23 protein-coding genes and 1 pseudogene are annotated in these 23212 nt (G+C 57.5%); 17 read left to right on the forward strand and 7 right to left on the reverse strand.

Annotation, left to right across the window (positions count from 1 at the left end; genetic code table 11):
* The first annotated feature begins 135 nt into the window (after positions 1 to 135).
* Positions 136 to 1719: a pentapeptide repeat-containing protein gene (locus SD626R_RS01805; protein ID WP_092562702.1), complete on the forward strand. Its 1584-nt coding sequence runs from the start codon at positions 136 to 138 to the stop codon at positions 1717 to 1719.
* 462 nt (positions 1720 to 2181) lie between these two features.
* Here SD626R_RS01805 and SD626R_RS01810 read toward each other — a convergent pair whose 3' ends face one another.
* From SD626R_RS01810 to SD626R_RS01820, 3 genes are all read right to left on the reverse strand, one after another.
* Positions 2182 to 2973 (reverse strand): DUF7260 family protein, encoded by a 792-nt coding sequence (locus SD626R_RS01810; protein WP_092562705.1) that lies wholly within the window; start codon positions 2971 to 2973, stop codon positions 2182 to 2184.
* A 1-nt stretch (position 2974) separates the two neighbouring features.
* On the reverse strand, positions 2975 to 3892 hold the full coding sequence (locus SD626R_RS01815) for a DUF7551 domain-containing protein (protein WP_092562708.1): 918 nt from the start codon (positions 3890 to 3892) through the stop codon (positions 2975 to 2977).
* A 296-nt stretch (positions 3893 to 4188) separates the two neighbouring features.
* On the reverse strand, positions 4189 to 6663 hold the full coding sequence (locus SD626R_RS01820) for a DUF5059 domain-containing protein (RefSeq protein ID WP_092562711.1): 2475 nt from the start codon (positions 6661 to 6663) through the stop codon (positions 4189 to 4191).
* A gap of 184 nt (positions 6664 to 6847) precedes the next feature.
* Between SD626R_RS01820 and SD626R_RS01825 the strand changes: the two genes are divergently transcribed.
* The 6 genes and pseudogenes from SD626R_RS01825 (at position 6848) to SD626R_RS01850 (ending at position 10319) form a co-directional block, all read left to right on the forward strand.
* The gene (locus SD626R_RS01825; RefSeq protein ID WP_092562714.1) at positions 6848 to 7222 is read left to right on the forward strand and encodes a hypothetical protein; all 375 of its coding nucleotides are present in this window, start codon (positions 6848 to 6850) and stop codon (positions 7220 to 7222) included.
* Positions 7223 to 7577: 355 nt separating this feature from the next.
* A complete protein-coding gene (locus SD626R_RS01830; RefSeq protein WP_092562717.1) occupies positions 7578 to 7949 on the forward strand; it encodes a MarR family transcriptional regulator in 372 nt (123 codons plus the stop codon).
* Positions 7946 to 8299 carry a type II toxin-antitoxin system PemK/MazF family toxin gene (locus tag SD626R_RS01835; RefSeq protein WP_092562720.1) on the forward strand — a complete coding sequence of 118 codons (354 nt, stop codon included), beginning with the start codon at positions 7946 to 7948 and terminating at the stop codon, positions 8297 to 8299. Before SD626R_RS01830 ends, SD626R_RS01835 begins: the two co-directional genes overlap by 4 nt.
* A 10-nt stretch (positions 8300 to 8309) precedes the next feature.
* Positions 8310 to 8696: pseudogene (locus tag SD626R_RS01840) on the forward strand (transposase); the annotation flags it as partial.
* Positions 8697 to 9121: 425 nt separating this feature from the next.
* Positions 9122 to 9481, forward strand: coding sequence for an ArsR/SmtB family transcription factor (locus SD626R_RS01845; RefSeq protein ID WP_092562723.1), 360 nt, complete (start codon positions 9122 to 9124; stop codon positions 9479 to 9481).
* On the forward strand, positions 9474 to 10319 hold the full coding sequence (locus tag SD626R_RS01850; protein WP_092562726.1) for an arsenite methyltransferase: 846 nt from the start codon (positions 9474 to 9476) through the stop codon (positions 10317 to 10319). Before SD626R_RS01845 ends, SD626R_RS01850 begins: the two co-directional genes overlap by 8 nt.
* Positions 10320 to 10401: 82 nt before the next feature.
* Here SD626R_RS01850 and SD626R_RS01855 read toward each other — a convergent pair whose 3' ends face one another.
* Together SD626R_RS01855 and SD626R_RS01860 are read right to left on the reverse strand one after the other, a co-directional pair.
* Entirely contained in the window at positions 10402 to 10833 is a 432-nt protein-coding gene (locus SD626R_RS01855) for a low molecular weight phosphatase family protein (protein ID WP_092562729.1), read from the reverse strand.
* 152 nt (positions 10834 to 10985) lie between these two features.
* Positions 10986 to 11378, reverse strand: coding sequence for an ArsR/SmtB family transcription factor (locus SD626R_RS01860; RefSeq protein ID WP_092562732.1), 393 nt, complete (start codon positions 11376 to 11378; stop codon positions 10986 to 10988).
* A gap of 323 nt (positions 11379 to 11701) precedes the next feature.
* Between SD626R_RS01860 and arsD the strand changes: the two genes are divergently transcribed.
* The 9 genes from arsD to SD626R_RS01905 all read left to right on the forward strand — a co-directional run bounded on the left by arsD (position 11702) and on the right by SD626R_RS01905 (position 19133).
* Complete coding sequence (arsD, locus tag SD626R_RS01865) at positions 11702 to 12031, forward strand: arsenite efflux transporter metallochaperone ArsD (RefSeq protein WP_092562735.1); 330 nt, start codon at positions 11702 to 11704, stop codon at positions 12029 to 12031.
* Between the two features lie 3 nt (positions 12032 to 12034).
* Positions 12035 to 13966: an arsenical pump-driving ATPase gene (gene arsA / locus SD626R_RS01870; RefSeq protein ID WP_092562738.1), complete on the forward strand. Its 1932-nt coding sequence runs from the start codon at positions 12035 to 12037 to the stop codon at positions 13964 to 13966.
* Positions 13963 to 14331 carry a halo-CC-star protein HcsL gene (hcsL, locus tag SD626R_RS01875; RefSeq protein WP_092562741.1) on the forward strand — a complete coding sequence of 123 codons (369 nt, stop codon included), beginning with the start codon at positions 13963 to 13965 and terminating at the stop codon, positions 14329 to 14331. Before arsA ends, hcsL begins: the two co-directional genes overlap by 4 nt.
* The gene (hcsS, locus tag SD626R_RS01880) at positions 14322 to 14513 is read left to right on the forward strand and encodes a halo-CC-star protein HcsS (protein WP_092562744.1); all 192 of its coding nucleotides are present in this window, start codon (positions 14322 to 14324) and stop codon (positions 14511 to 14513) included. Before hcsL ends, hcsS begins: the two co-directional genes overlap by 10 nt.
* Before the next feature lie 32 nt (positions 14514 to 14545).
* Positions 14546 to 16222, forward strand: coding sequence for a transposase (locus SD626R_RS17080; protein WP_092562747.1), 1677 nt, complete (start codon positions 14546 to 14548; stop codon positions 16220 to 16222).
* 723 nt (positions 16223 to 16945) lie between these two features.
* On the forward strand, positions 16946 to 17641 hold the full coding sequence (locus SD626R_RS01890; protein WP_255310032.1) for an alpha/beta hydrolase family protein: 696 nt from the start codon (positions 16946 to 16948) through the stop codon (positions 17639 to 17641).
* Between the two features lie 68 nt (positions 17642 to 17709).
* Positions 17710 to 18000: an ArsR/SmtB family transcription factor gene (locus SD626R_RS01895; protein ID WP_049908338.1), complete on the forward strand. Its 291-nt coding sequence runs from the start codon at positions 17710 to 17712 to the stop codon at positions 17998 to 18000.
* Positions 17993 to 18415, forward strand: coding sequence for a DUF8036 family membrane protein (locus tag SD626R_RS17085; protein WP_239641222.1), 423 nt, complete (start codon positions 17993 to 17995; stop codon positions 18413 to 18415). Before SD626R_RS01895 ends, SD626R_RS17085 begins: the two co-directional genes overlap by 8 nt.
* Before the next feature lie 334 nt (positions 18416 to 18749).
* A complete protein-coding gene (locus SD626R_RS01905) occupies positions 18750 to 19133 on the forward strand; it encodes a hypothetical protein (RefSeq protein ID WP_049908341.1) in 384 nt (127 codons plus the stop codon).
* Positions 19134 to 19163: 30 nt separating this feature from the next.
* Here the strand turns inward: SD626R_RS01905 and SD626R_RS01910 are convergent, their stop codons facing one another.
* Together SD626R_RS01910 and SD626R_RS01915 are read right to left on the reverse strand one after the other, a co-directional pair.
* On the reverse strand, positions 19164 to 19553 hold the full coding sequence (locus SD626R_RS01910; protein ID WP_049908337.1) for a CopG family ribbon-helix-helix protein: 390 nt from the start codon (positions 19551 to 19553) through the stop codon (positions 19164 to 19166).
* A 70-nt stretch (positions 19554 to 19623) separates the two neighbouring features.
* The gene (locus SD626R_RS01915; protein WP_004599809.1) at positions 19624 to 20742 is read right to left on the reverse strand and encodes an MFS transporter; all 1119 of its coding nucleotides are present in this window, start codon (positions 20740 to 20742) and stop codon (positions 19624 to 19626) included.
* A gap of 532 nt (positions 20743 to 21274) precedes the next feature.
* On the opposite strand from SD626R_RS01915, the gene SD626R_RS01925 reads away from it, so the two are divergent.
* Complete coding sequence (locus SD626R_RS01925) at positions 21275 to 22951, forward strand: transposase (protein ID WP_004595762.1); 1677 nt, start codon at positions 21275 to 21277, stop codon at positions 22949 to 22951.
* Positions 22952 to 23212 lie beyond the last annotated feature (261 nt).

The raw sequence follows: 23212 nt of genomic DNA on the forward strand, positions 1-23212 counted from the left end.
AAACAGCCGCTGAGGCGGTCGTTTTCGGGCATAGATCACTTTGAAAACGTACCGCTTCACCTTTCAATCCTTATCTGAACACCGCCCTGCCAACGAGAGTGATATTAAAGTAAAGACGTACTGTGGACGCCAGTAATGGCGGTCGAAGATCAGTGCAAGTACACTGTTGACTGTAAAAAATGGGTTAGCTGGGGTGGGAACCGAGAAGGCTGGAAAGAACTGCTCGATCGCCTGGATATCGATGGTGACACTTGGAACTGTCCTCACGACCCGTCGCCAAACGCAGACGGTCGGAAATGCCAGTTCCATGCACCGTCTGTGAGGCCAGACGCGACGGACATCCAGACCGCTATTGAGGCCACGGATTCGAACGACAATGGGACAGCGAGCCGGGATCAATTTATCGGTGCAACTCTCGGACAGGTTAACTGGCGTCACGAGTCTATCGGTCGGGATCCGCACAACCCGATCTGCTTTGCTGGAGCGACGTTCACAGACGGGGTCAGTGCTAAGAACGCTGTTTTTCGCGCTCCGGTGACGTTCCAATACGCAACGTTCAGCGGCGATGAGGTCCTATTCACCGAGTCGGACTTTGAGGGACGAGACGATATCTCCTTTACCGGGGCTACGTTCGCTAATGCGGGTGATGTCTCGTTCGCTAAAGTCGACTTTCAGAATGAAGATGACGTGGATTTCAGTGGGTCAATATTCGATAACGGCGGTGAGGTCCGTTTTGATGACACGGACTTCACCAATCCTGGTGGCACCGATTTTTCTCGGACAGCGTTCACCAATGGCGGGACAGTCTCGTTCAGGAACGCTGAATTTATTGAGGATGTATACTTCGGCTACGCTTTCCGTGACCCGGAAACAATCGATTTCACAGGGGCATCGTTCGCGCGGGCGCACCCTGAGATTGACATCCTCGCAGAGGTCTGCCTCAAGAGCACAGATTTCAGGGACTGTTCACTCGATAATGTTGACTTCAGCGGTGCTAATGTCGAAAACGCACGGTTCACTGGAGCCACTCTACGGAAGGCGCGATTCCATGATGCCAAGCTAGATGGTGCCACGTTCGATAACGCGGTGATTGACGAATCGACAGCATTCATCGCGACGGGGGCGGAGCCAACAGAACCGGCGTTCGTTGTATATGACCCGCGACCAGACCAGTGTCGGAGCTTGTATGGCCGGGTTCGATGGTTGGGACGTTCTGTGATTACCGAACGGTCTACAGACATCGAGGCCGAATGGCGAAAGGCGGCCCGGACCTACAAAACACTGGAACGGATTGGTCAGTACAACTCACTTTCTTCTCTCCAGCACAAGGGATACGTGAATCGAAAAGAGATGCAGCGCCGCTGGCATGCCGATCAGGTTCGTGCCACTCGTAACGGGGTTCAACACGCTGGGAAATACGCGTACGCAACCGTCGCCCGTTACGGAACGAATTATGGAGAGGGTATCTGGCATGTCCTCGGCGTGTTTGCAGCCGTGATTGTGCTCGCTGCGTTCGGATATGTTGCAGCCGCGTCACACCAGGGCGGTCGGACGCTACTCGAAGGTGGTTACTACAGTCTACTCGTAGCAACAGGGTCGGCTCCACCGACATTCCAGCCAACCGGCTGGACACGGATTATTGTCGGAGGTGAATCCGTACTCGGCGCGGTACTGATCGCACTTCTTGCGTTCGTGTTGGGCCGGCAAACGACCCGATAGTAACTCACCGGTTTACTCCGAATTTGTGGATTATTCCCCCGCGAAGAGTGGAATAGCAGTATATACTGTGTCTCGCGTACCGAATTGAGCCAATCCACCGTCCAGAAACTGTCTGAGCGCCTTCGAACACGGTTTGACCGTCGGTATTATCTCCCTGCTGAAAGCCGTCTATCCATGAGTACTGGTGGCACAGAGGAGACAGAACCAGAGCCAACCCAGCTCACGTTGAGAATCTGGCATCCAAACTGTTGGACGTTACCAGTTGTTGGTAATACGATTTCTTTATTCAGTCTGCCCCGCTCATCTCGTCTCAGGGCCGTCTGACGTCTCTTGGGTTGGCTCTCCGGTCTGATCAGCTGATTCCGTCTTAGTGTCCATCGCCTCGCCATCGTCCCCGAAGAGCGCGAGATACACCCACGTCCACGCCTCCGTTCGCTGTCGACGAGGCCCGTTGCCCATCGGTTAGCCCCTCCGAACCAGATGATCCCGCACGGTTTGTTGGCACTTCTGACACGTTTCATCGAGCGGCGCCACCGTCGCCAGCACCGGATGGTCGACTGGGAAATCCTGGTAGAGGTACGGTATGAGGCTTCGGTGGCGGACGCCGGCGTCGACACCGTTGTTCGTCGTTGCCTCGAGGAATGCCTGCCGGTCGTAAGCCATCTCCTCACAGCGGTCGCGATGATGTGTAAGCGTTTCGTGGCGCTGTTGCAGCGCATCGAAGCCGAGGTCGGTCAACCGCGTCTCGTTCGCGTTGACGATCCAGGCGATGATGTCGTCGACCGCCACACCCGCCTCGTCGAGGTGCGCCTCCTCGCGTTCGAGCGCTTTCCGTAACGCGGTGGCTTCCGCCCGCCGAGCTTGTGCTTCGGTGAGGACCATCCGTTTAAATTCGGGAGTGAACGAGGCCTCTGTCGTCGGGGCGAGTGCTACTGCGATTGCGTCAGTGAACTCCTCGCGAATCGTTTCCAGCAAGGACTCGGTCTCGTCGAGGTCGGCCACGCTGTGGGGGCGAATCGTCTCGGCGAACGCCTTTCGGACAGGCCGACAGCCATCAGTACTGGAGGAGTCTGCGGAGAGGTGAGTGACTCCCCCGGCTGTTGTGAGGCCAGCAGCCGATGATGGTGTCTGCTCGGGCTGTTGTTTCTGTACCCGACGGATGAACGCCTCGTAAGCGTCCCGCATCTCAGCAGTAGCATCCTGCTCGGATCGAGCGCACGTTCGCGCTTGCTCGATGTAGGTGTCGACGACCATCTCACACCTCCCCGTCGATCGGCGCACTTACGATGTCGTTCTGGTCTCCCGTGTCCGCGAGGCCGAACATGAGCTGCCAGCCACCGTCTCCGGTGGTCACCTGAATAGATTGTGGGGGATGGTCCGTGTGATGGCGGCAGAGTTCGAGCGTGACCGGAAGTACGGGAAGTCGGTCGTTCTGTGCCGAGAGCGCGTAGCCGGAGATCTGTACGACAATGGCTCCCGCGCCAGCGTCGAGATCGACTGAGTCCGGCGAGCGCGTGTAGCTCTCGATAACGCCTCGCTGCTCGAGTGTGTCCAGCGTCGCGTCGAGAGGATTGGTTTCGTCGGTGGGTGGTTTGAGTCGCGCTGCGGCATCGGCAAGGACTTCAGCCTGGTCAGCAGGAGACAGCCGCTCGTGGAGTTCAGTGGTTATGCTTTCGAGCAGGCAGAGACAGAGTTCGTCGGGACCACCGACGTTCTCGGCGAGCTCGAAGTAGGCGTCCATGACCGCAGTCTCGATGTCGTCGTACCCCGATTCAGAGAGCGTCTCGAAGACGGCGCCGGCGACGCGGTGGCAGAACTCGACGAGATCGCCGTGTCCGGGAGTGTGAGTCTTGGTGATCACGGGCTCGGAGAGCGTGTACTCGTCCCGTTCGGTCATCGAATCGTGGCGGTGTCCTTTCGTCGAACCCAGTGGTGGCTCCTCACAGACGATTAGGTCGTAGTAAGGGACCTGCGGGTCGTATCGTCGCAGCGCCGAGCGGTACTGTTCGGTGGCCCGAGCGGCGGCCCGTGCGGTGGCCCGGTCCGGGAACCGAATGCCGGCCGCCGGGACCGGTCGGTCGCCCGTGCGGCCACAGCGGACGTAGTACTGGCCGCCTTTGGTCCCGAGGCCGTCGATGTGTTCTCTGATGTCAATAAGTGTCGGGCCGACCATACTTACTCTGAAACCCCATTTGATGGCCTTTTTGAACCGGAATCGGGACTGTTTGAAGGTCCGACAGACCACTCATACTCAGTCCCGTAGCATTGTTTGTCGACTGGGACACTGCGCATATCGAGTGTCGTTTTCAGGACAGGCAAATGCGCACCCAACTCCGGAAAGCGTCGATTCCCTGATCTTTCTCGGAGAGGCGTCAGCCGGTCACCTCTCGCAGGGGGCCCCTCATCGGCGCCCCCTCGCTTAGATGCTTGTTCGCGACGATACCACGTGGAATGCGACGGTACCATCGCTTATTCGACAATGACGGAACCGACCATCCCTGCAGCCTCATGAGGAACACAGAAGTACTCGTGTGTCCCGGTCGCTTCGAACGTGTGGACGTACGATTGGCCGGACTGAACGGCACCCTCACCATCCTCCCAGCCCTCGCGGGCGGCCTCCTCGCTTTCGAACCCGCCGGAGGCCCAGTACTCCGCGTCCTCTGGAATTTCACCCTCGTATGCAACGACGTTGTGTGGTTCCCCTGCAGCGTGCTTCCACGCGACTGTATCGCCCTGCTGGATCGTCAGCTCCTCCGGCTCGAAGGCGACAGCCTCCATATTGACTACGTGGTCGGCGTCGTCCGGTACCCCATCCTGAATGTTGGGGCCGCCCTGAAGGTCCGTTTCCTCACTCTCGCCGCCCGACTCGCCGCCGCTACCCTCGCCGACGGGGGCTTCGTCGACAGCCCCGACGACGGCGAACTGCGCACGAATCGAAGCGTCGGCGTACGCCGTCGCTGCGCTCCTGACGCCCGACCCTGACTCGATCGCGCCGATATAGTCGTTCAGCGTGGACTCGTATCCTTCGTAGGCGCTCTCGTCGGCCTCTTCGAGCATCTCGTGGACTTCTGCCTCCTCGAAAGCAGCGAAAGTGTCCTGCATGATTGACGTCGCTGCCCCGCCGAACGACCCGCCGCCGGATTCAACGACCGCGTAAATCGCCCCGACCGCCTCGTCATTGAACGCACGGGACTTTTCACCGGCGTCTCCGCCTTCTTGTGCAGCGCTCGATGCGTCGCTGAGGGCGGCCTCAAAGGACTCGTACCGATCGTCGTCGGCCTCCTCCAGCGCCTCGTGGAACCCGCCGGCACCCGCCTCAAAGTGCTGGAAGGCCGCCTGAACCAGCGAACCTGCGCGCTCGTTCTCTCCGAGGACGCCGAGGACACCAGCGTCGAAGACCCGAGCGGCCATGTAGCCGCTCTCGACTGCGCTCACCTGTGCTGTTGACCCGGCAGCCGTCTCGAAGGTTAAAAGCGTCTCCCGGATGCCGCTCACATGTTCGTTGACGGCCCCGTCGTTGCCCTCCTCGAACGCCGTGATCAGCCCGTTGAGGTGTTCTTCCTCGAAGGTCTCGTACAGCGATTCGTCGGTCTCTTCGAGCGTCTCGTGGAAGTCGGCCTCGTTGGCCTCGAAGGTCTGGAATAGCCCACGGACTGTCTCGGCAGCGACCGCCTCTTCGCCGAGACGGTACCGTTCGTGAGCGTCCTCGATTCGGGCTTTGAAGTAGCCCGCCTCGAGCAACGCCGGCCCGGCGCCACTTCCCAGCGCCTCAATGCCCTCGACCAGCGAACCGTTGATTGTCTCGACCGCTGACGCGACGCCCTCAGCGTTGTCGTTCTCGATGGCCGTCGAGAGCGCGCTCAGCCCTTCGTCCTCGAACCGGGTGTACGCATCCTCGCTGGCCCCTTCAAGAGCCTCGTGAGCACGGGCGCCTTCGAAGTGAGCGAAGACGTTCTCGACGCGCTGTCGCGCCGCCTCGGCGTGCCCGCGCTTGTAGAGCCAGGCCGCGTCGTGGATCCGTGCCCGATAGATCGTCAATGCCGCCGCGTGTGCAAACTCCGTCGAGGGGCCGCCCATCGACGCGAGCGCCGCGCCGTCCCAACCCTGGCCCTGATAGGACGCGATTTGCCCCGCGCCCGCGAGTTCTTCGCTAGTAGCGACGGCATACGCTCCAGTGGCCGACGCGTTCAACGCCGTGCTCGTTGCACTACGAAGCGACTCCATGTCACCGGACTGTGCGGCTGAGATTGCGTCTTCCATCGCACCTTCGAGCGACTCGTAGGCCTCACTGTCGGCGCTTTCGACCGCATCATGAGCGGGCGAGGTTTCCCACCATCCCAGCACCTCCTGGCCGACCGACGCCGCGCCCTCGGTGTCGCCGGCGGCGGCGAGCAGTTCGACGTTGTTCACGGCCGTGCCGCACCGGAGGACTTCCAGCGCGTTCGCCCTAGTCTCGCCCACGCGCGTGACGGTCGCCTCGCGGAGGTTCGTGTGTGCCGCCTCCCAGCCGCCGCGGGCGGCCTCGAATTCGCCCGCGCTCAGCCCCTCGTTCATGACGACCAGCCCGTCCTCCTCGAAGCCCTCGTAGTTGTCCTCACCCGTCTCCTCGAGGAACTCGTGGGCACCGTACTCGCCATTAGCGCCTTCGAAGCGGGCAAAGACGTCCTGTCCGACGCTCGCCCCCGCCTCGACGTAGCCGGCGACGCCCAACGAGAACGCGTCATCAAGCCGCATCCGCATCGCGTTCCATTCCGCGGCGACTGCGGCGTGCGTCGGATCCGATTGGGCGGTCTCCTCATCACCCGACGTGTCGTTCGTTGACTGTCCTTCATCAGCACCGGGCGTCGACCCTTCACTGCCGGATATCCCGTTACAACCCGCGAGGGCAACGCCGGCTATTGCTGCGCCTGTTCCCTTTAGCCAGGTTCGTCGTGTCTCTTGCACATGCTTTAGGCCAGCCTAAAATAACTTAAAAACACCGATTTTTTGGCCGACCTAAAATAAAATGCCCCTGTTTTTTACAGAGAGCCCGTCGTTGCTCGGCCAGTGAATTAAACGAGTAGGTTACCGTTGAGCACGAGTATGCGATGTATGGAGCGGTCAAAGGGTGGGTCTCGAACGAGCGGTCGTGACAACGTTGGTGGGGCTCCCGGCTGATGAGGGAAGAGAGCGTCCACAGGCGTTCATAACGAGTCTTGATGTCGACGACGAAATCGGGCTGGATCGGCGCCAGACGCCTCGTCGAATCGCCCGGGACACTCGACGCGGTGGGATCGAGACGGCCTACAAGAAGATCAAGGAATTCGCCACCTGGACCACCTCAAAGGCGTTCAGCGTCCGGCTGTTTCACTTTGGGTTCGCGGTCCTGTTGTACAATATGTGGGTGCTGTTGGACTTCCTCGTGCAAGTGTCGCTCGAGATCGTCGACTGCCGGTTGACACCGCGGATCACAGCAGGCCGATTCAGGGCCTTACTCAGTCGGCACTTCGGGACACTAATATAATCCCAGTGGACGGTCAGCGCGCGGCTAGAGACTTCGCTGTGGATAGGTGATATTTTCGGTTGGATTAATATTGGATTCTACTTATTCCACGAATTGGATAGCTTCCATCAGCATCTAAGACTCGCTCAGGCTGGGAGACACCCGCTGAGTGTGGAGACTCATGCACAAGATCGGGGTCATTCGCAACTCCACCCGTGACAGTAGTTGAGACCAGTCGTCTCAATGCATATGATCCTCAGATTTCTTTGTTGGGAGTGATTTCTACTCACTGAACAGCGTAGTATCATCTCCTTCGGAATTTTCAATACTTTCAGTCCTAACACTCTTCACAGTGGGTGGCGTACCTTCATCCAAGATGTCCATCGACCGAGACACCTTCGAGAACACGAGCGAGGACGAACTCGAAGATCTTTCTGTCCCTGATCAGGTACTCGGGTTTCTCGCTGCTCACGACGATCGTGCGTTCAAGGCACACGAAATTGCCTCTCAAGTCGGCCTCGACGAGGGCGCAGTCAGTACTGCGCTCTCGCGGCTGAAGGACCGTGACATGGTCAAACACAAGGCAACGTACTGGGCTGTAACTGACGATACCGAGCGACTCGACGGGTATAGCGGCTACGAACGGGCGACCGCCCTGTTCAACGAGCAACTCGGTGACGAAGACAAGGAGTCGTGGCGCGATCACGCACCCAGCGAGCCACATCCGAGCGTGGAGAACGAGCAGTGACTGACGAGACCGCAACCCCGATTTTTGAGCGGGGCGACGTGGTCTACGGTGACGATCCATTCAAAGGCGAGGATGATGCCCGACCGTGGCTCATTCTCTCGAATCACGAAGGCCGTCCGTTCCACGGCGAGCAGTATATCGCGCTGACGTTGACGACGAAATCCTGGATGGACGGGCTGATCGAAATCCCCGAAGAGAGTTGGCTGCGTGGTGGGACGCCCGACGAGAGTCGAATCGTCCCGTGGGGCGTCCAATCGATTGACCACGAGGATATCGACTTCTGGCAGGGACGGGTGGACACCGAACTCGTCGACGAAGCGGTCGCTGCCTTCGTAGAGGAACTGCAATAGCTGTCTGAACGAGACCGACCGGAAGCTGCGATTGGACGATAACGAGTGGCACGAGACGACGCTGATCTACCGACGGAAAGAGAACTCTGAACACGATGATCACCGGCAGTACTCGGTGTTCATGACGAATCGGGGGAGCGGACACCTTACGGAGTATGGCTATCGCTGGGAGATCGAGAGTGGGTACAAGTCGATCAAGCGATTCATGACAGCAACCACGTCGAAGGATTTCGGGCTTCGCTTCTTCTATATCGCATTCGCCTGCCTGTTGTACTCAATTTGGCGAGCGGTCGATCTACTTGCCCAGCTTGAGCTGACTGGTGAGTACGAGTACTCTCCGATCGTGACGGCAGATAATACGCTCACGCTGCTGAAGAAGGAGACGAGAATCGGGTAGTGAGGGACTCTATTCGGGTTAGCGTGCCGTCTGAGTGGCTACGCTGCTGGAAGTCTCGAAAATTTGTCTATATAGTTGAGTGTGTGACAAGAATAGCCGCTTGGAGGGCCATCTGGGGCAGTACCCGCTGACCGAATCGGTCAAATTCACGCATCACAGCCCTGCTAAACCCACTGTAGTCTCAACTTCCCACCCGTGACAGAAGTTGAGACTAGTACTCTCAATGCATATGTGTTCAGCCCACACCATCTCGGGCGTTGTTTTCACCTTCGAGAACTTCACCGACGTATCGATTTTCTACCGCACCGATTCTGATACAGATCGGTGATGGTACTGTTGTACCCAAGGTTCAACTTGATTCCAGAGTTTCGAGGGAGTTGCCGAGGGAAACATATTAGTGATCTCTTGTATAAGCTACTGCTAATATGATAGGAGATGCGATCACTGACGGAACCACGGAAGAAACGGAGACCTGCTGTACACCGCTCGAAGATGTCGACTCGGATGCGATGGCGACAGACCTCCAAGTACTGACCGCGATGGGGAATGACACACGATACGAACTGCTTCGCCGAATTTCGAACGCCGATGACGGCGTCTGCGTCTGCGACCTCGAAGCCGCGGTCGGTGTTAGTCAGAGCGCCGTCAGCCAAGCGCTCTCGCGATTGTACACCGCAGGACTTGTCACGCGCCGCAAAGAGGGATCCTGGCGGTACTACGAACCGACTGAAACGACCGCGGCCCTTCTCGAAACCCTCGACGATCTGCGGGGTTCCCATGAGTAACGATACTACTACGGTGGCCGGTGACCGCGACCCCGAAGAGACCCGCAAGATGGTGCGCGAACGCTACGAAACTATCGCTTCGGACAGTCAAAACTGCTGTGGCGACGTCGGCATCGATACCACCGACGACGGTGGATGCTGTGACGGCACCGAAGGAGCGTCCGGGAGCGAACGCCTTGGCTATGACGCCGACGATGTCGCGTCTGTCGCCGAGGGCGCAGACCTTGGCCTTGGGTGTGGAAATCCGAAGGCGTTCGCCGAGATGGCGGCCGGCGAGACGGTGCTCGACCTCGGCTCCGGTGCGGGCTTCGACTGCTTCCTCGCCGCACGGGAGATCGGTCCGGACGGAACCGTCATCGGTGTGGACATGACACCGGAGATGGTCTCGAAAGCGAGGGAGAACGTCGCGAAAAACGACGCCGACAACGTCGAGTTTCGCCTCGGCGAGATCAGCCATCTCCCCGTTGCAGACGCGACTATCGACGTCGTTATCTCGAACTGCGTCGTCAACCTCGCTCCCGAAAAACAGCTCGTGTTCGACGACGCCTTCCGCGTCCTCAAGCCCGGCGGGCGCGTCGCCATCTCGGACGTCGTCCAAACCGCGCCGTTCCCCGACGACGTCAAGATGGATCCGGACTCGCTAACCGGCTGCGTCGCCGGTGCGTCGACCATCGAGAATCTCGAAGCGATGCTCGATAACGCCGGCTTCGAAGCGATCGAGATCGCGCCGAAGGGCGAGAGCACCGAGTTCATCAGCGATTGGGACGCCGATCGCGATCTCGGTGAGTATCTCGTCTCTGCCACTATCGAGGCTCGGAAGCCGCCACAGAACCCCTAACTCACCGAAAATCACAAACAGGCTTGTCCAGAGGAGAATTTTCCGATTGGAGGGACGAATGAATCCTCTGATTACGTTTATGCTACGGTTCGTCCGGATAGAACTCGTCGAACAGCGCCTTGACGCGTTGCTCTATGTCGTCACGAATCTCGCGGACAGTGTCAAGGTCTTGCCCGTGCGGATCGTCTAACGCCCAGTCTCGAACGTCGACGTTCTCAGCGTCCAGTTCTAGCGTCGAACAGCCCATCGTGGCGACGACATCGCACGATTCGAGCTCGTCAGTCGAGACCTCCCGAGGCGTTCGGTCAGAGAGGTCGATGTCTCGTTCTTGCATGACCGTGATCACTTCCTCGTGGACGTGTTCAGCGGGATGTGTACCGCCGGTGAGAATCTCGAGAGTATCCCCCAATTCCCGGAGATCACGTTCCCGCTCGGCGAACGCAGCTGACATCTGGCTTCGTCCCGCATTCTGTACACACACAAATCCAAACTTAGCGGGTGATGCTGTATCCATAGATAATCTCCTCTTTTATACCGTGTTAAGCGCTCCTATGAGTGTTACTTTTCAATATATATTGCTCAGTAGCCATCGTATCGAATGCCGGCTATTACCGACCAGTGAGAGTTACTTCGTCGATGGGCCATGTCGATAACTCTCGTTTCCGATCAAAGCTCCCGCGATCCGTCTAGGGCGATGAGGACGGCGTTGGCGCGTGCTGTCGCTCGATATTTCCGCCACTTCCCCTCTTTTCGGCGAGTGATGAGTCCAGCGTCGGTGAGTTGGGACAGCGCATGGCTGATCGCGCTGTCGCTGACGTCGAGCAACGGCGCAAATTCACAGACGCAGAGTTCCTCGCCAGCGATGTGGAGGATACGAACGATCTTGTACCGGGTCTCGTTCGCGAGCGCCGATAGCAATCCAACGTCTTCGTCCAGCGCAGGCCCGCCTGCGGCCGCGTCGATCTCTTCGAGTTCAGATAGACGCTGGCATACCTCCTCGTCGCCACATCCGCCTCGTTCGTCGGCGAGGTACCGTTGTAGCCGCTCGGTTGAGGACATACACTTCGATTGAGCAGATAACGAATTAAGTATTCTGGACCGACCCGCGCACTCCTTGCACTCAACTCTGACTCTATCACTTTAGGACTCTATAATATATACTGTAGGATCTATCGACAGCACGGAACCGATATGACGCGTAGAAATACTTGGCTCAGCGTATTTCTTCTATTTTGAGTACTGACTACGTCTATACGAGTCGAAGGCCTTATGAATATGATTGAACAATCTTTCAATCGAATGCGATGGAACAAGGCTACCAATATGATCCGTGACCGCCGCACTGCTAGCCGGACAATTGATAAAATACTCCTTCCCGAGCAATGACTGAACTCACCCTGTACGAGGAGGCGATGTGTTGCTCCACCGGCGTCTGTGGTCCTGACCCCGACGAAGAACTCGTAGAAGTCAGTGCCGCCCTCGACCAACTCGAATCAGAATTTGAGGATGTCGATGTCTCGCGGGCGAACATGCAGCACAATATCGACCAGTTCCTCGAGACCGAGTCCATCTCCGACTTGGTCGAGGAACACGGTCCATCGATTTTGCCGATCACTGTCGTTGACGACGAAATTGTCGGCAAGTCCGAGTACCTCTCGTACGACGAACTCGCGGCAGCACTCGAAACAGTCACCCCGACCCAAGAGGCCTAACGCATGAACACAACCCCCACCGACGCACGAGCGGTCGTAGAGCCGACAAGCGAAGAGACCGAATTCGTCTTTTTCAGCGGCAAAGGCGGCGTCGGTAAGAGTACCGTGAGCTGCGCGACAGCGACCTGGCTCGCGGACAACGACTACGAGACGCTGCTGGTGACGACAGACCCTGCGCCGAACCTCTCGGACATCTTCGGGCAGGAGATCGGCCACGAAGTCACTGCTATCGACGACATCGAGAACCTATCTGCCATCGAGATCGACCCGGATACGGCGGCCGAAGAGTATCGACAAGAGACGATTGAGCCGATGCGACAGCTTCTCGACGACGAGCAACTCGAAACCGTCGAGGAACAACTCAACAGCCCGTGTGTCGAAGAGATCGCCGCCTTCGATAACTTCGTCGACTTCATGGATAGCCCGGAGTACGATATTGTCGTCTTCGACACCGCTCCCACGGGACACACCATCCGACTGATGGAGTTGCCCTCCGACTGGAACGCTGAACTGGAGAAGGGCGGCTCGACCTGCATCGGGCCGGCAGCCTCGATGGAGGAGCGCAAACAGGACTACGAGCGTGCTATCGACACGCTTCAGGACGACGAGAAGACTTCATTCGCGTTCGTCGGCAAGCCCGAGGACTCTTCGGTCGACGAGATCGAGCGCAGTGCAAGCGACCTCGGCGAGCTTGGGATCGAGTCCCAACTGCTGATCATCAACGGCTATCTCCCCGAGTCGGTGTGTGAGGATCCGTTCTTCGAGGGGAAGCGGGAAGACGAGCAGGCAGTTATCGAACGCGCACGGACGGAGTTCGGCGCCGACGCGATGGCAACGTACCCACTCCAGCCGGGCGAGATCGCAGGGCTCGACCTACTCGCAGATGTCGGTGGCGTCCTGTACGACGGCGACGAGGCCACCGTCGACGTTGGGACGGCGACCGACGTAGACGCCGAGACTACAGTCGACTTCGAGTCGATGGCTGACACCGAGGCGGTCGCCGAACAGCTGCAACCGGGCGATGAGACGCGGTATCTCTTTTTCACCGGGAAGGGCGGCGTTGGCAAGAGTACGATCGCTTCGACGGCGGCGACGAAGCTCGCCGAAGCTGGCCACGAAACGCTCGTCGTCACAACTGACCCGGCTGCCCACCTCGAAGACATCTTCGGCGAACGTGTCGGCCACGAGCCGACCTCGGTCGGTCAAGCAAACCTCGACGCGGCACGGATCGATCAAGAGAAAGCGCTCGAAGAGTACCGCACACAGGTCCTCGACCACGTCACCGAGATGTACGAGGACAAAGAGGACACCCAGATCGACGTGGACGCGGCGATCGCAAACGTCGAAGAGGAACTGGAGTCACCGTGTGCCGAAGAGATGGCCGCCCTCGAGAAGTTCGTGAGTTACTTCGACGAAGACGGCTATGACACCGTCGTCTTCGACACTGCCCCCACGGGGCACACGCTCCGACTGCTCGAACTCCCCTCCGACTGGAAGGGATTCATGGATTTGGGTTCGCTGACGAAGGGTGCCGCGCCCGCGAAAGGCGACCAGTACGACGAGGTCATCGAGACGATGAAGGACCCCGATCAGAGTACGTTCGCGTTCGTGATGTACCCCGAGTACACCCCAATGATGGAAGCCTACCGGGCCGCCGCAGACCTCAAAGACCAAGTCGGGATCGAGACCTCGCTGGTGGTCGCAAACTACCTGCTCCCCGAGAAATACGGCGATAACGCCTTCTTCGAGAATCGTCGCGCCCAGCAGGCGGAGTACCTCGGCGAGATCAGTGATCGGTTCGACGTGCCGATGATGCTCGCTCCGCTACGTCAGGACGAGCCGGTCGGACTGGACGCATTGCGCGCGTTCGGTGAGGAAATAACCGGCTTGGATGACATCACCAAGGATACTGAGCCGGAGGTGACGGCGTCGTGAGCGAAGCCGTGTCGGAAACGACAGCCGTCGAGGAGTCACTTCAGACGTTCATCGAGACGCTCCGTGACTCAGCGACCTATCAACAGTTCGTGGACGCGAACGAACAACTCGAGGCCGACGAGGAGGCAAAGTCCCTACTCGAAGCGTACCAAGAAAAACAGCAGGAGTTGCAGGCGGACGAGTTCGATTCGTCGATTATGAGCGAATTACAGGAGCTACAATCCGAGGTCTCGAACAACGACACCATACAACAGCACCGAGCAGCACAAGAGAAACTCGCCGCCCTCCTTGAGGAGACGAACGACGTCATCAGCGAACAAATCAGGCAGGAGTTCGCGCAGTCTCTTGGGGGTGGGTGCTGTTGAGCGCCTCCGACGATGAAGTTCTGACCGCCGCTGAAGCGCTCGGTGAAGACCTCGATGTGGCACAATCGGAGGTAACGGCTGACGAGTTCGAGTCGCTGCTGATCGAGTGCAACGAAGCGATCAACGACGGAATTGGTCTCGAGTACGGTGAGGTCTGCGGCGCTGGAAGCGACTGCTGCTAACACCAGTTCTGGTGTTTTCTCAGTATTTCTATATGGCTTCGACCTCTGCGTCCCGGCGCGCTATCTTCCGACAAATCGCACAACGAGCGCACGTTGAGTGGCCAACATATGATTCGACACCGATCTATGATCGTACCTCACTTGCCGGATTACACTCGGACGTTCGGATCGTCTCAGAAACCTGGTTTACGCATCCCAACCATGATTCGGTTGAGCAGTTCGTCCTCGTACTTCCACTGGCCTACTTCAGCTTCGAGGCTCACGATCGCTATACACGCTCGACACGCTACGAGATGGACTCCCTGTTTCGGGTGTTCGTCCTGAAGGAACTCCACGGGTTGGAGCACGAGACAGCACTGTCCGAGTATCTAAAGAACCGTCCTGTACTCTGTGAGCAACTGGGTCTCGAGACGATCCCAGAGCAGTCAACACTATGGCGGAGTTGGCACAAGCGGTTCACCCCTGACCTCCGAGAGACGGTCGAAACGGCGGCTCGAACGATCCTCATCAAAGCCCAGAATGCAGGTGTCGGGATTCCGCGTGAACCGGAACGAAAGCTTCGGCACCACGATGACGAGTCTGGCGAGTTAGAACCAGCCGATCAAACCACGTTGGAGCAGGCAGAGAAGATCACCGACCACGTCAGCCGCATCGTGTTCCCGGCGTTTTCGCTGGACCGTGGGGACGGCTGTGAGATACACGAGAACGCCTACTGGGACCTCCAGACGTATCTCGGATTGCGCGAGCGGCTGGCTGCGAACGAAGGAGCCCGCAGTTTCATTCATGAGTCCTCGCGGGATCGAACACCACTCGGACACGCCCACCGCGACCACATTCGAGATCTCTCTATCCAGCAGATTCGCGAGATGTACCGACAGGCGGTCCGACAGCTGATCAATGAACTCGCAGAGACGAAGGAGTTCTATCGAGCCGGAATCGTCGCCATTGACATCACCGAAGCCGACCCCTTCACAGGCGACCGCACCGGACACGAAGACGAGATAATTGGAACGAAAGAGAAGAACGACGAATACGCCCACCAGTGGGCGACAGTCCAGTTGGTCGGCAACGCTGTTCCACTCGTCCTTGATGCCCGCCCAGTACGGAAAGGTGAGTCACGGAAGGAGATCGTCGAGGATCTGCTCGACTCTGCCCAGGACCTCGTTTACGTCGATAACGTGCTGATGGACCGAGAGTTCGACAGTCAGCACATCTTGGAGATGATCAGCCAGCGCGGGCTTTCCTACGTCGTTCCCAAGCGGATGCAGACCAGCGAAAAAGCCCAAGCCAAGCGGTTGCTCCGACGGGGTCAGGACCGATACGAAACCGACCGGAAGCTCCATCTCGGGAAGAACGAATGGCACGAGACGACGCTTATCTACCGTCGGAAAGAGGACTCCGAGCATGGCGATCACCGGCAGTACTCGGTGTTTATGACGAATCGATGGAGTGGACACCTCACGGAGTACGGCTACCGCTGGGAAATCGAGAGCGGATACAAGTCGATCAAACGCTTCATGGCTGCTACCACGTCGAAGAATTTCGGGCTTAGATTCTTCTACTTCGCGTTTGCGTGTCTGCTGTACTCGATCTGGCGATCCGTCGACTTGCTCGTTCAGGTCGCGTTGACTGGTAACTACGAGCACTCGCCGATGGTGACGGCAGATAACACACTGACGCTGCTGAAGAAGGAGACTGGAATCGGTTAGAGAGACACTCAGTCTGGGTTAGCCCGCGGTCTGAGTGGCCACACTGTTGGATATTCGAAAACTCGCCCCTTCGGTTGGAAGTATGACAAGAATGGCCGCTTGTAGAGAGAATTGAGGTAGTTTCCGCTGACCAAATCGACAAAATCCACGCATTACAGCCCTGCTATACCCATTGTAGTCTCAACTTCCACACCCGTGACAGTAGTTGAGACTGGCGCTCTCAATGCATACGCTCTGGGCGATACAGTATTATCCCAATTTAACATTATTTGTCAATATCGGGCGTTCTACATGAACTGGAATGAATTTGTGCCTAACCTGTGGCCGATTTCGGCAATCGACTAAGTCAGTTCCCCGGTCAGTACGATCTGTATGTCATCGGGCATCTCTCGGAAAGCGTTTCTTCGCACAACTGGAGTCGCACTTGCTGCGACTATCGCAGGGTGCAATAGCATAACTGACAACAGCGAACCAAACACCAATACACAGACGTCTCCTGAGGCCTCTCCGCAATCCGAACAACAGAATGACGACTCTCCGACGTTCGGTAGTTTCTACGTCGGTAACGCAAACACAAGCAGTAGTACGATCATCGACGGACGTGCTGAAGTCGTATATACACGGCCCGATACGGCCACCGACAAGTCACCCGTCGTAATGGTGCCCGGCCTCGGGTTGTCACCGTACATTTACACGACGACACCTGACGGCCGACGCGGCTGGGTGGAGTACTTTGCCGAAGCTGGCCATCCAGTGTATGTTTTCAATCCTCCTCGGAACGTTGATTCAGGCGGGTTAGATACTGGTTCACTCCAGAAATCTGACTCTGCGTCACTCTCTCGATGGTCTATCGATCGAGCATGGCCGACGTGGGGGTTCGGACCTGAAGTCGGTGACCCGTACGAGGACGTTCGATATCCGGTCGAATCGGTAGACCAACTCGTTGCGTCATTCCCTGCATACGTCAGCACCGGCGGAGGTGGCGGCGGGAGTCGGTTCGCATCACCGCAGGAGACTGCCGCTCTAAAGGCACTCCTCAATCGTATCGGTCCGTCAGTGTTGCTCGTCCATTCAGCAGGTGGTGGATCCGGATTCGCGGTCGCACAGACTGTGCCAGACCTCGTTGAACGGATCGTCGCCGTTGAGCCGGTCGGCGCACCGACTGACCCGCAAATCGTGGCGGAGATGGGTGGTGATGCTCCGTTTATGGGTGTGTATGGCGATTACGTCGGCGAGCGTGGACAGACTGGTCGCAAGGAGGCGACCCAGACAACTGCAGAGCTCGCAGGAGAGGTAAGTCCCGCATCGACGCTGCTTAGCCTCCCAGACGAAGGGGTATCCGGAAATACACATCTTATGATGCAGGACGACAACAACGGCGAAATCGCTGATCGAATTCTCACCTGGATTGGAGACTGATTCGGGGGAGTAGCATCGTTCGCACCGAGACAGAATGTATTTGGACCGACCAAATGAATACTCGATAGATGCGGCAGTTGCTTTGGTGGCTTATTGGTGGGTCTCGTGGAGGCCGCAATCGGCTTCGTATCCTCCGCGCACTCAACGACCAGCCACGAAACACCAATCAATTGTCGAATGACCTAGATTTGAACTACAAAACAGTGCAGCACCACCTCGAAGTCCTCCAAGAGAGCAATATCGTGACCACGGAGGGCGACAATTACGGGCAGATGTACTTCCTCTCAGACAGAATGATGAACAACCTCGATATCATGGAAGACGTGGCGGAACAGGCCGGAGTTGATGATGATGCGTAACTGGATCGAGAGTCCACTTGGAACGACAGTAGCGAGTGCGACCATCGCGAGTGGTATCGCACTCTTAGTCGCACTCTTCACATCAGTTCCGTCCCATGGCCCTCCGTCGAGGGCGCTGTCCTCACAGGTTGAACTGCTCATTCGGATGGAGGTTTTCTTTACAACCCTGAACCTCGTGTTGCTGGTGACACTCGCAGCTATCTACGTACAGCTTTATCGCGACCTTCCGAACAAGTACACAGCAAGCCTACTTGTGCTAAGTCTCGCGCTGCTCCTATACGCGGGTACGTCAAATCCAGTAGTACACAACGTCTTCGGCTTCCACCCTCGCCCAAATATCGGCGCGTTCGTGTTTCTCCCGGACTTCTTCATCGGACTTGCCATCCTGGTTCTTCTCTATCAGAGCCAGACCTGAGTTCGGATCAATCTTTACATTTCTAATATGCCTTTCATAGAATGATTTAGCCGTGTTGAAACCCTTGCTGACAAACACGCCAGTGAATATCTGGCTACTCTCCCGAAGTCACAACTTCTTCGGGGTCTCAGAAGTTGAGACTGGGGCTATTAATGCATAGCTGGTAGTGAGTGAACGAATCGGTTGTGTGAATACTGCCCTCTTCCGAGCGAAAGCGTAGCTACAACCACGTGACTGAGAAACCGGCACAACCGCTTAACTCGCGTCGTATGACGACACCAAGAGTCTGATAATAACAGTACTTATCTCCTATCCCGGAAGATGTAGTATTGTGATGAACGCACAAAATAGGTCCGCGGGTCGGATCGGATCGCTCACCCAACTCCAGTGGCTAGCAGTTGCGTTAGTCGTGGTCACTGGCGTTCTCCACGTGTATGCTGGTATCGTCGAGGGACGGATTCCCGTTGCACTCGCAGGTGTCGGCTACGCCGGTGCACTTGTGCTGTTCTTCTTCGACTATCGGCGGCGACTGCTCTACCTGACCGGGATTCCGTATACGGCCGTGCAATTCCCCCTCTGGATCGTAGCCAAGTCAGAATACGGAATGGTCGACTACGTTGACAAGGCGGTTCAGGTCGCCTTGATCCTTGTGTTGATCTACCTCTATCTGAACACGTCGTCCGATTCAGCCGGAAACACAGCAACGGCAGCGGACTGAGCGTGCGAATTCACGGGATGTCTATCTCGCTCAGTTATCTCGAATCACCATAATTTTCACCCGATTCACGCCGTCGAAGTCACGAAGGCGGTAGGTCAGCTCCCGGACGCGTTCGCCGGCGCCCTGGCAGAACAAGGACTCGAGACACCACTCCCCCTGGTGGGTGTGACTCGTGTTGAGAATCACGTCCTGATAGTCGTGCTGGACACCGTGGAGTTCCCCGATCACCTCGTGATGGCGGTAGTCGAAGGCGACGAGCGCGATAATGTTCTCGCTGAGGTCTTCGAGTCGGGAATGAGTCTCAATGTACTCCTGCATCGCCTCACGAACCGCTCGTGACCGATTGTTGAGTCCCTCGTCTTGCCAGACTTGATCGAACTCTTCGACGACTGCATCTGGGATGTTGAAACTTGTCCGCATCAGGTGCGATTCGGACTGCTTGTACAAGAGTTCCGAGTATGCGCTCTCCGCGAGTCGGCAGTGATGGCCCTTATTCCTCGATAGGTGCCTCCCAGAGTAAGATTCCTGCCGAACTGACGACCAGCACAACCCCCGCTACGGCGAGCGCGAACAGCGGGGAAACGACATCGGAGATGACACCACTCCCAAGTTGGAACGGAACGACAGCGAGTCCGCTAACCATCGCCATGGCACTGAGAATCGTCGCCCGTCCCATCGTCTCGATGCGGTCGTTGATGTACTGGCCAGCGAATGATCGGGTCACGTCGGAGAGTCCGCGGATTAGCAGGAAGGTCGGTAAGGCCAGAACGGGGACGAAATACATCCCCACTAGCGCGCCGCCGACGACGAAGGGCAGCCACAGAAACCACGTCCGAAGCCCCAGACGGGCACGAATCGTCCCAGTATAGTAGCTCAGCCCGGCACCAAAGAGACTGTACGCCGCATAGAACCACCCGAGCAGTGATCTCACCTGCGACTGTGAGACACCGAAGTCGAGAACGATGGTCTCGAATATTGGTTGAAGGAACACGAAAACGAGATACGTCACTGCTGCGTAGAGGACGTAGTAATACAGCACGAACGCCCGTATGTTTCGCTCTGAGATCGTCCGCCGGATGATCGAGAGTGTGCGACGAAAGCTCAACGCCGTGGTGTCGGTTCGTTCGTAGGTCGCGGGCTCGTCTATCGTCAGGAGAACGAACACGCCGATTGCTGTCACTCCCGCAGCGACGAACCACGGATACGAGAGGTCAATGCTCCCAAGATACCCCCCGATGATTGCCGCTCCAGCGCCGATTGCCAGGGCGACGGATTCGCCGCGCCCACGGACGTGCGCGAACTGGTCTTCGGAGAGGTCGTCGGTGAGCGTATCGTACAGCCAGGCATCTTCGCTTCCCGACCGGAAGTTGTAGCCCATCGACCAGCAGACGTACAGAGTCGCGAGCGCCCAGAACGAACTAGATAGTCCGATGCCAATCAGTGTGAGCGAGATGAGCGCGGTGCCGGTCAGGAGGCTGTTGCGCCGACCGACACGGTCACCGATGTAGCCCGTCGGAATTTCACCCAGCAACGTCGTCAGATTGTATATCGCTTCGAGGATGGCAATTTGCGTGAAATTGAGCCCTTGTGCGAGAAAGAAGAGGTACATAATCGGGCGGTAAAACTCGACAGCCTTCGTCGATTTGTAGAGGTAGTACTTCAGAACGCTCGCCGGAGGAAGATCAGACGAACGCCAGAATGGAACTGCCATATTGGCGATGGATATTCTGAAGAGATGGATGTTGTGTTATGATCGATTTGGCATTTCGTAATACGGCTGCTCCGAGCAAGTAGAGCTATTATTCGGCATCCGCCTGTACCGTTTCTCGAAGTATCGCTGACCCCGAAGGTCGAGCAAGCCTCGGCAGAAGTTGAGACTGGGAACCTCCATACATATCGTTACTGGCCGACCGTGAGGCGATTTGGGTAAGTTTGTTCACCGAAACGAGGGCAGACGGCCGTGAGCACGAACGAGGTGTCTTTAGCCGCGGATTCGATAACGGGGTGGGCGATCACCCGGCGGCTGATAGCGACGGGGTTGCTGTCTGTGAGCGCCCCCGAAACTGAGAAGGCCTGAGTCCCACACGTGAGCATTGGGGAGAACGTCATATCATTGGTCGAGAACGGCAGACGTGTCCCTGATGGCACCGACTGCCGTCTCTCGACGCGATGTCTTCCGTTCGATAGCGACAACACAGCATCTCGATTGGCCGGCCTACGACTCGACACCACTGTACGACCAGAGTTCACTGACGGCGCTCACGGAGGATTTCCGGACTGTCTCGGGAATCTGGTTCGAGCACGACGCCCACGATTCGGTCGAGGGATTCGTCTGTCAGTATCCACTGTCCTACGTGGATTTCAGTCCCCACGACCAGTACTCCGGTCTGACTCGATACGAGATGCCACAGCTCTTCAGGGCATTCCTGCTGAAAGAGATACACGGCTGGAGCCACGAAACGGCGCTTGTCGAGTATCTCCACCAGCGCTCAGGACCCCGTCGCTCGCTCGGGTTCGACTCCGTCCCCGATCAGTCGACACTCTGGCGCAGTTGGAACAAGCGCTTCAGTGCCGACCTCCGTGAGACAGTCGAGAGAACGGCTCAGACGATTCTCATCAACGCACAGAATGCCGGTGTTACGGTGCCTCGTGACCCAGAACGGAAGCTCCAGTACCATAATGACGAGTCTGAGGCGACCGATCCGGACGACCAGACTGTTTTGGAAGAAGCAGCGAAGATAAGCAATCACGTCAGCCGTGTCGTCTTCCCGGCATTCTCCTTGGACCGTGGCGAGGGCTGTGAGATCCACGAGAACGCCTACTGGGGCCTGCAGACATATCTCGGACTTCGCGAGCGGCTGGCTGCGAACGAAGGTGCTCGTAGTTTCCTCTACGAGTCGACTCGGGATCGGACACCGCTGGGGCACGCCCATCGCGAGCAAGTTCGTGACCTCTCTATCGCGGAGATCAGGGAGATGTACCGGCAGGCCATCACTCGGCTCCTGAACGAAGTTGTGGAGACAGAGGAGTTCTTTCGAGCGGGGATCGTCGCCATCGATATTACCGAAGCTGACCCGTTCACGGGCGATAGAACGGGCTACGAAGACGAGATTATCGGCACGAAGGAGAAGACCGACGAATACGCCTACCAGTGGGCGACGGTGCAGTTGGTCGGGAATGCCGTCCCGATTGTGCTGGACGCGCGCCCCGTCCGGAAGGGGGAGACACGACTGGAAATCGTCGAGGATTTGCTTGATTCGGCTGAGGGCCTCGTTCACGTCGATAACGTCTTGATGGACCGGGAGTTCGATAGCCAGCACGTCCTGGAGATGCTCAGCCAGCGCGGGCTTTCCTATGTCGTTCCCAAGCGGATGCAGACCAGCGAGAAAGCCCAGGCCAAGCGGTTGCTCCAACGGGGTCAGGACCGCTACGAGACCGACCGGAAGCTCCATCTCGGGAAGAACGAATGGCACGAGACGACGCTGATCTACCGTCGGAAAGAGGACTCCGAGCACGACGACTATCGACAGTATTCGGTGTTCATGACGAATGGCGGGAGTGGGCACCTCACGGAGTACGGGTATCGGTGGGAGATTGAGAGCGGCTACAGGTCGATAAAGCGATTCATGGCGGCGACGACATCCAAGGATTTCGGGCTACGGTTCTTCTACTTCGCATTCGCCTGCCTGTTGTACTCGATCTGGCGGGCTGTCGATCTGCTCGTGCAGGTTGAGTTGACTGGTGAGTACGAACATTCACCGATCGTAACAGCCGACAACACGCTGACGCTGCTGAAGAAGGAGACTGGAATTGGGTAGAGAGACACTCAGCCCAGGTTAGCGCGCCGTCTGAGTGGCTACACTGTTGAAAGTCGCGAAAATTCGTCCATACGATTGGAAGTCTGATAGGAATGGCCGCTTGGGGAGTGATTTGAGGTGGTCTGCGTTGACTGACCCGGCCAAATTCACGCATCACAGCCCCGCTGAAACCGGTATAGTCTCAACTTCCCCACCCGTGAAATTGTATATAGCTATATACGATATACTATGTACCATAATACGGTATTTTTGGCGTTATCA

This window comes from Halorubrum sp. SD626R (assembly GCF_001261915.1).
Classification (GTDB): domain Archaea; phylum Halobacteriota; class Halobacteria; order Halobacteriales; family Haloferacaceae; genus Halorubrum.

Coding starts and splice junctions, on each gene's coding strand:
- SD626R_RS01855 (WP_092562729.1), bottom strand. CDS start 10,833: ATGGATACAGCATCACCCGCTAAGTTTGGATTTGTGTGTGTACAGAAT.
- SD626R_RS17080 (WP_092562747.1), top strand. CDS start 14,546: ATGGCTTCGACCTCTGCGTCCCGGCGCGCTATCTTCCGACAAATCGCA.
- SD626R_RS01905 (WP_049908341.1), top strand. CDS start 18,750: ATGAACGCACAAAATAGGTCCGCGGGTCGGATCGGATCGCTCACCCAA.
- SD626R_RS01810 (WP_092562705.1), bottom strand. CDS start 2,973: ATGGTCGTCGACACCTACATCGAGCAAGCGCGAACGTGCGCTCGATCC.
- SD626R_RS17085 (WP_239641222.1), top strand. CDS start 17,993: ATGCGTAACTGGATCGAGAGTCCACTTGGAACGACAGTAGCGAGTGCG.
- SD626R_RS01845 (WP_092562723.1), top strand. CDS start 9,122: ATGATAGGAGATGCGATCACTGACGGAACCACGGAAGAAACGGAGACC.
- SD626R_RS01815 (WP_092562708.1), bottom strand. CDS start 3,892: ATGGTCGGCCCGACACTTATTGACATCAGAGAACACATCGACGGCCTC.
- arsA (WP_092562738.1), top strand. CDS start 12,035: ATGAACACAACCCCCACCGACGCACGAGCGGTCGTAGAGCCGACAAGC.
- SD626R_RS01925 (WP_004595762.1), top strand. CDS start 21,275: ATGGCACCGACTGCCGTCTCTCGACGCGATGTCTTCCGTTCGATAGCG.
- SD626R_RS01830 (WP_092562717.1), top strand. CDS start 7,578: ATGTCCATCGACCGAGACACCTTCGAGAACACGAGCGAGGACGAACTC.
- SD626R_RS01850 (WP_092562726.1), top strand. CDS start 9,474: ATGAGTAACGATACTACTACGGTGGCCGGTGACCGCGACCCCGAAGAG.
- SD626R_RS01910 (WP_049908337.1), bottom strand. CDS start 19,553: ATGCGGACAAGTTTCAACATCCCAGATGCAGTCGTCGAAGAGTTCGAT.
- SD626R_RS01860 (WP_092562732.1), bottom strand. CDS start 11,378: ATGTCCTCAACCGAGCGGCTACAACGGTACCTCGCCGACGAACGAGGC.
- arsD (WP_092562735.1), top strand. CDS start 11,702: ATGACTGAACTCACCCTGTACGAGGAGGCGATGTGTTGCTCCACCGGC.
- SD626R_RS01805 (WP_092562702.1), top strand. CDS start 136: ATGGCGGTCGAAGATCAGTGCAAGTACACTGTTGACTGTAAAAAATGG.
- SD626R_RS01895 (WP_049908338.1), top strand. CDS start 17,710: ATGCGGCAGTTGCTTTGGTGGCTTATTGGTGGGTCTCGTGGAGGCCGC.
- SD626R_RS01915 (WP_004599809.1), bottom strand. CDS start 20,742: ATGTACCTCTTCTTTCTCGCACAAGGGCTCAATTTCACGCAAATTGCC.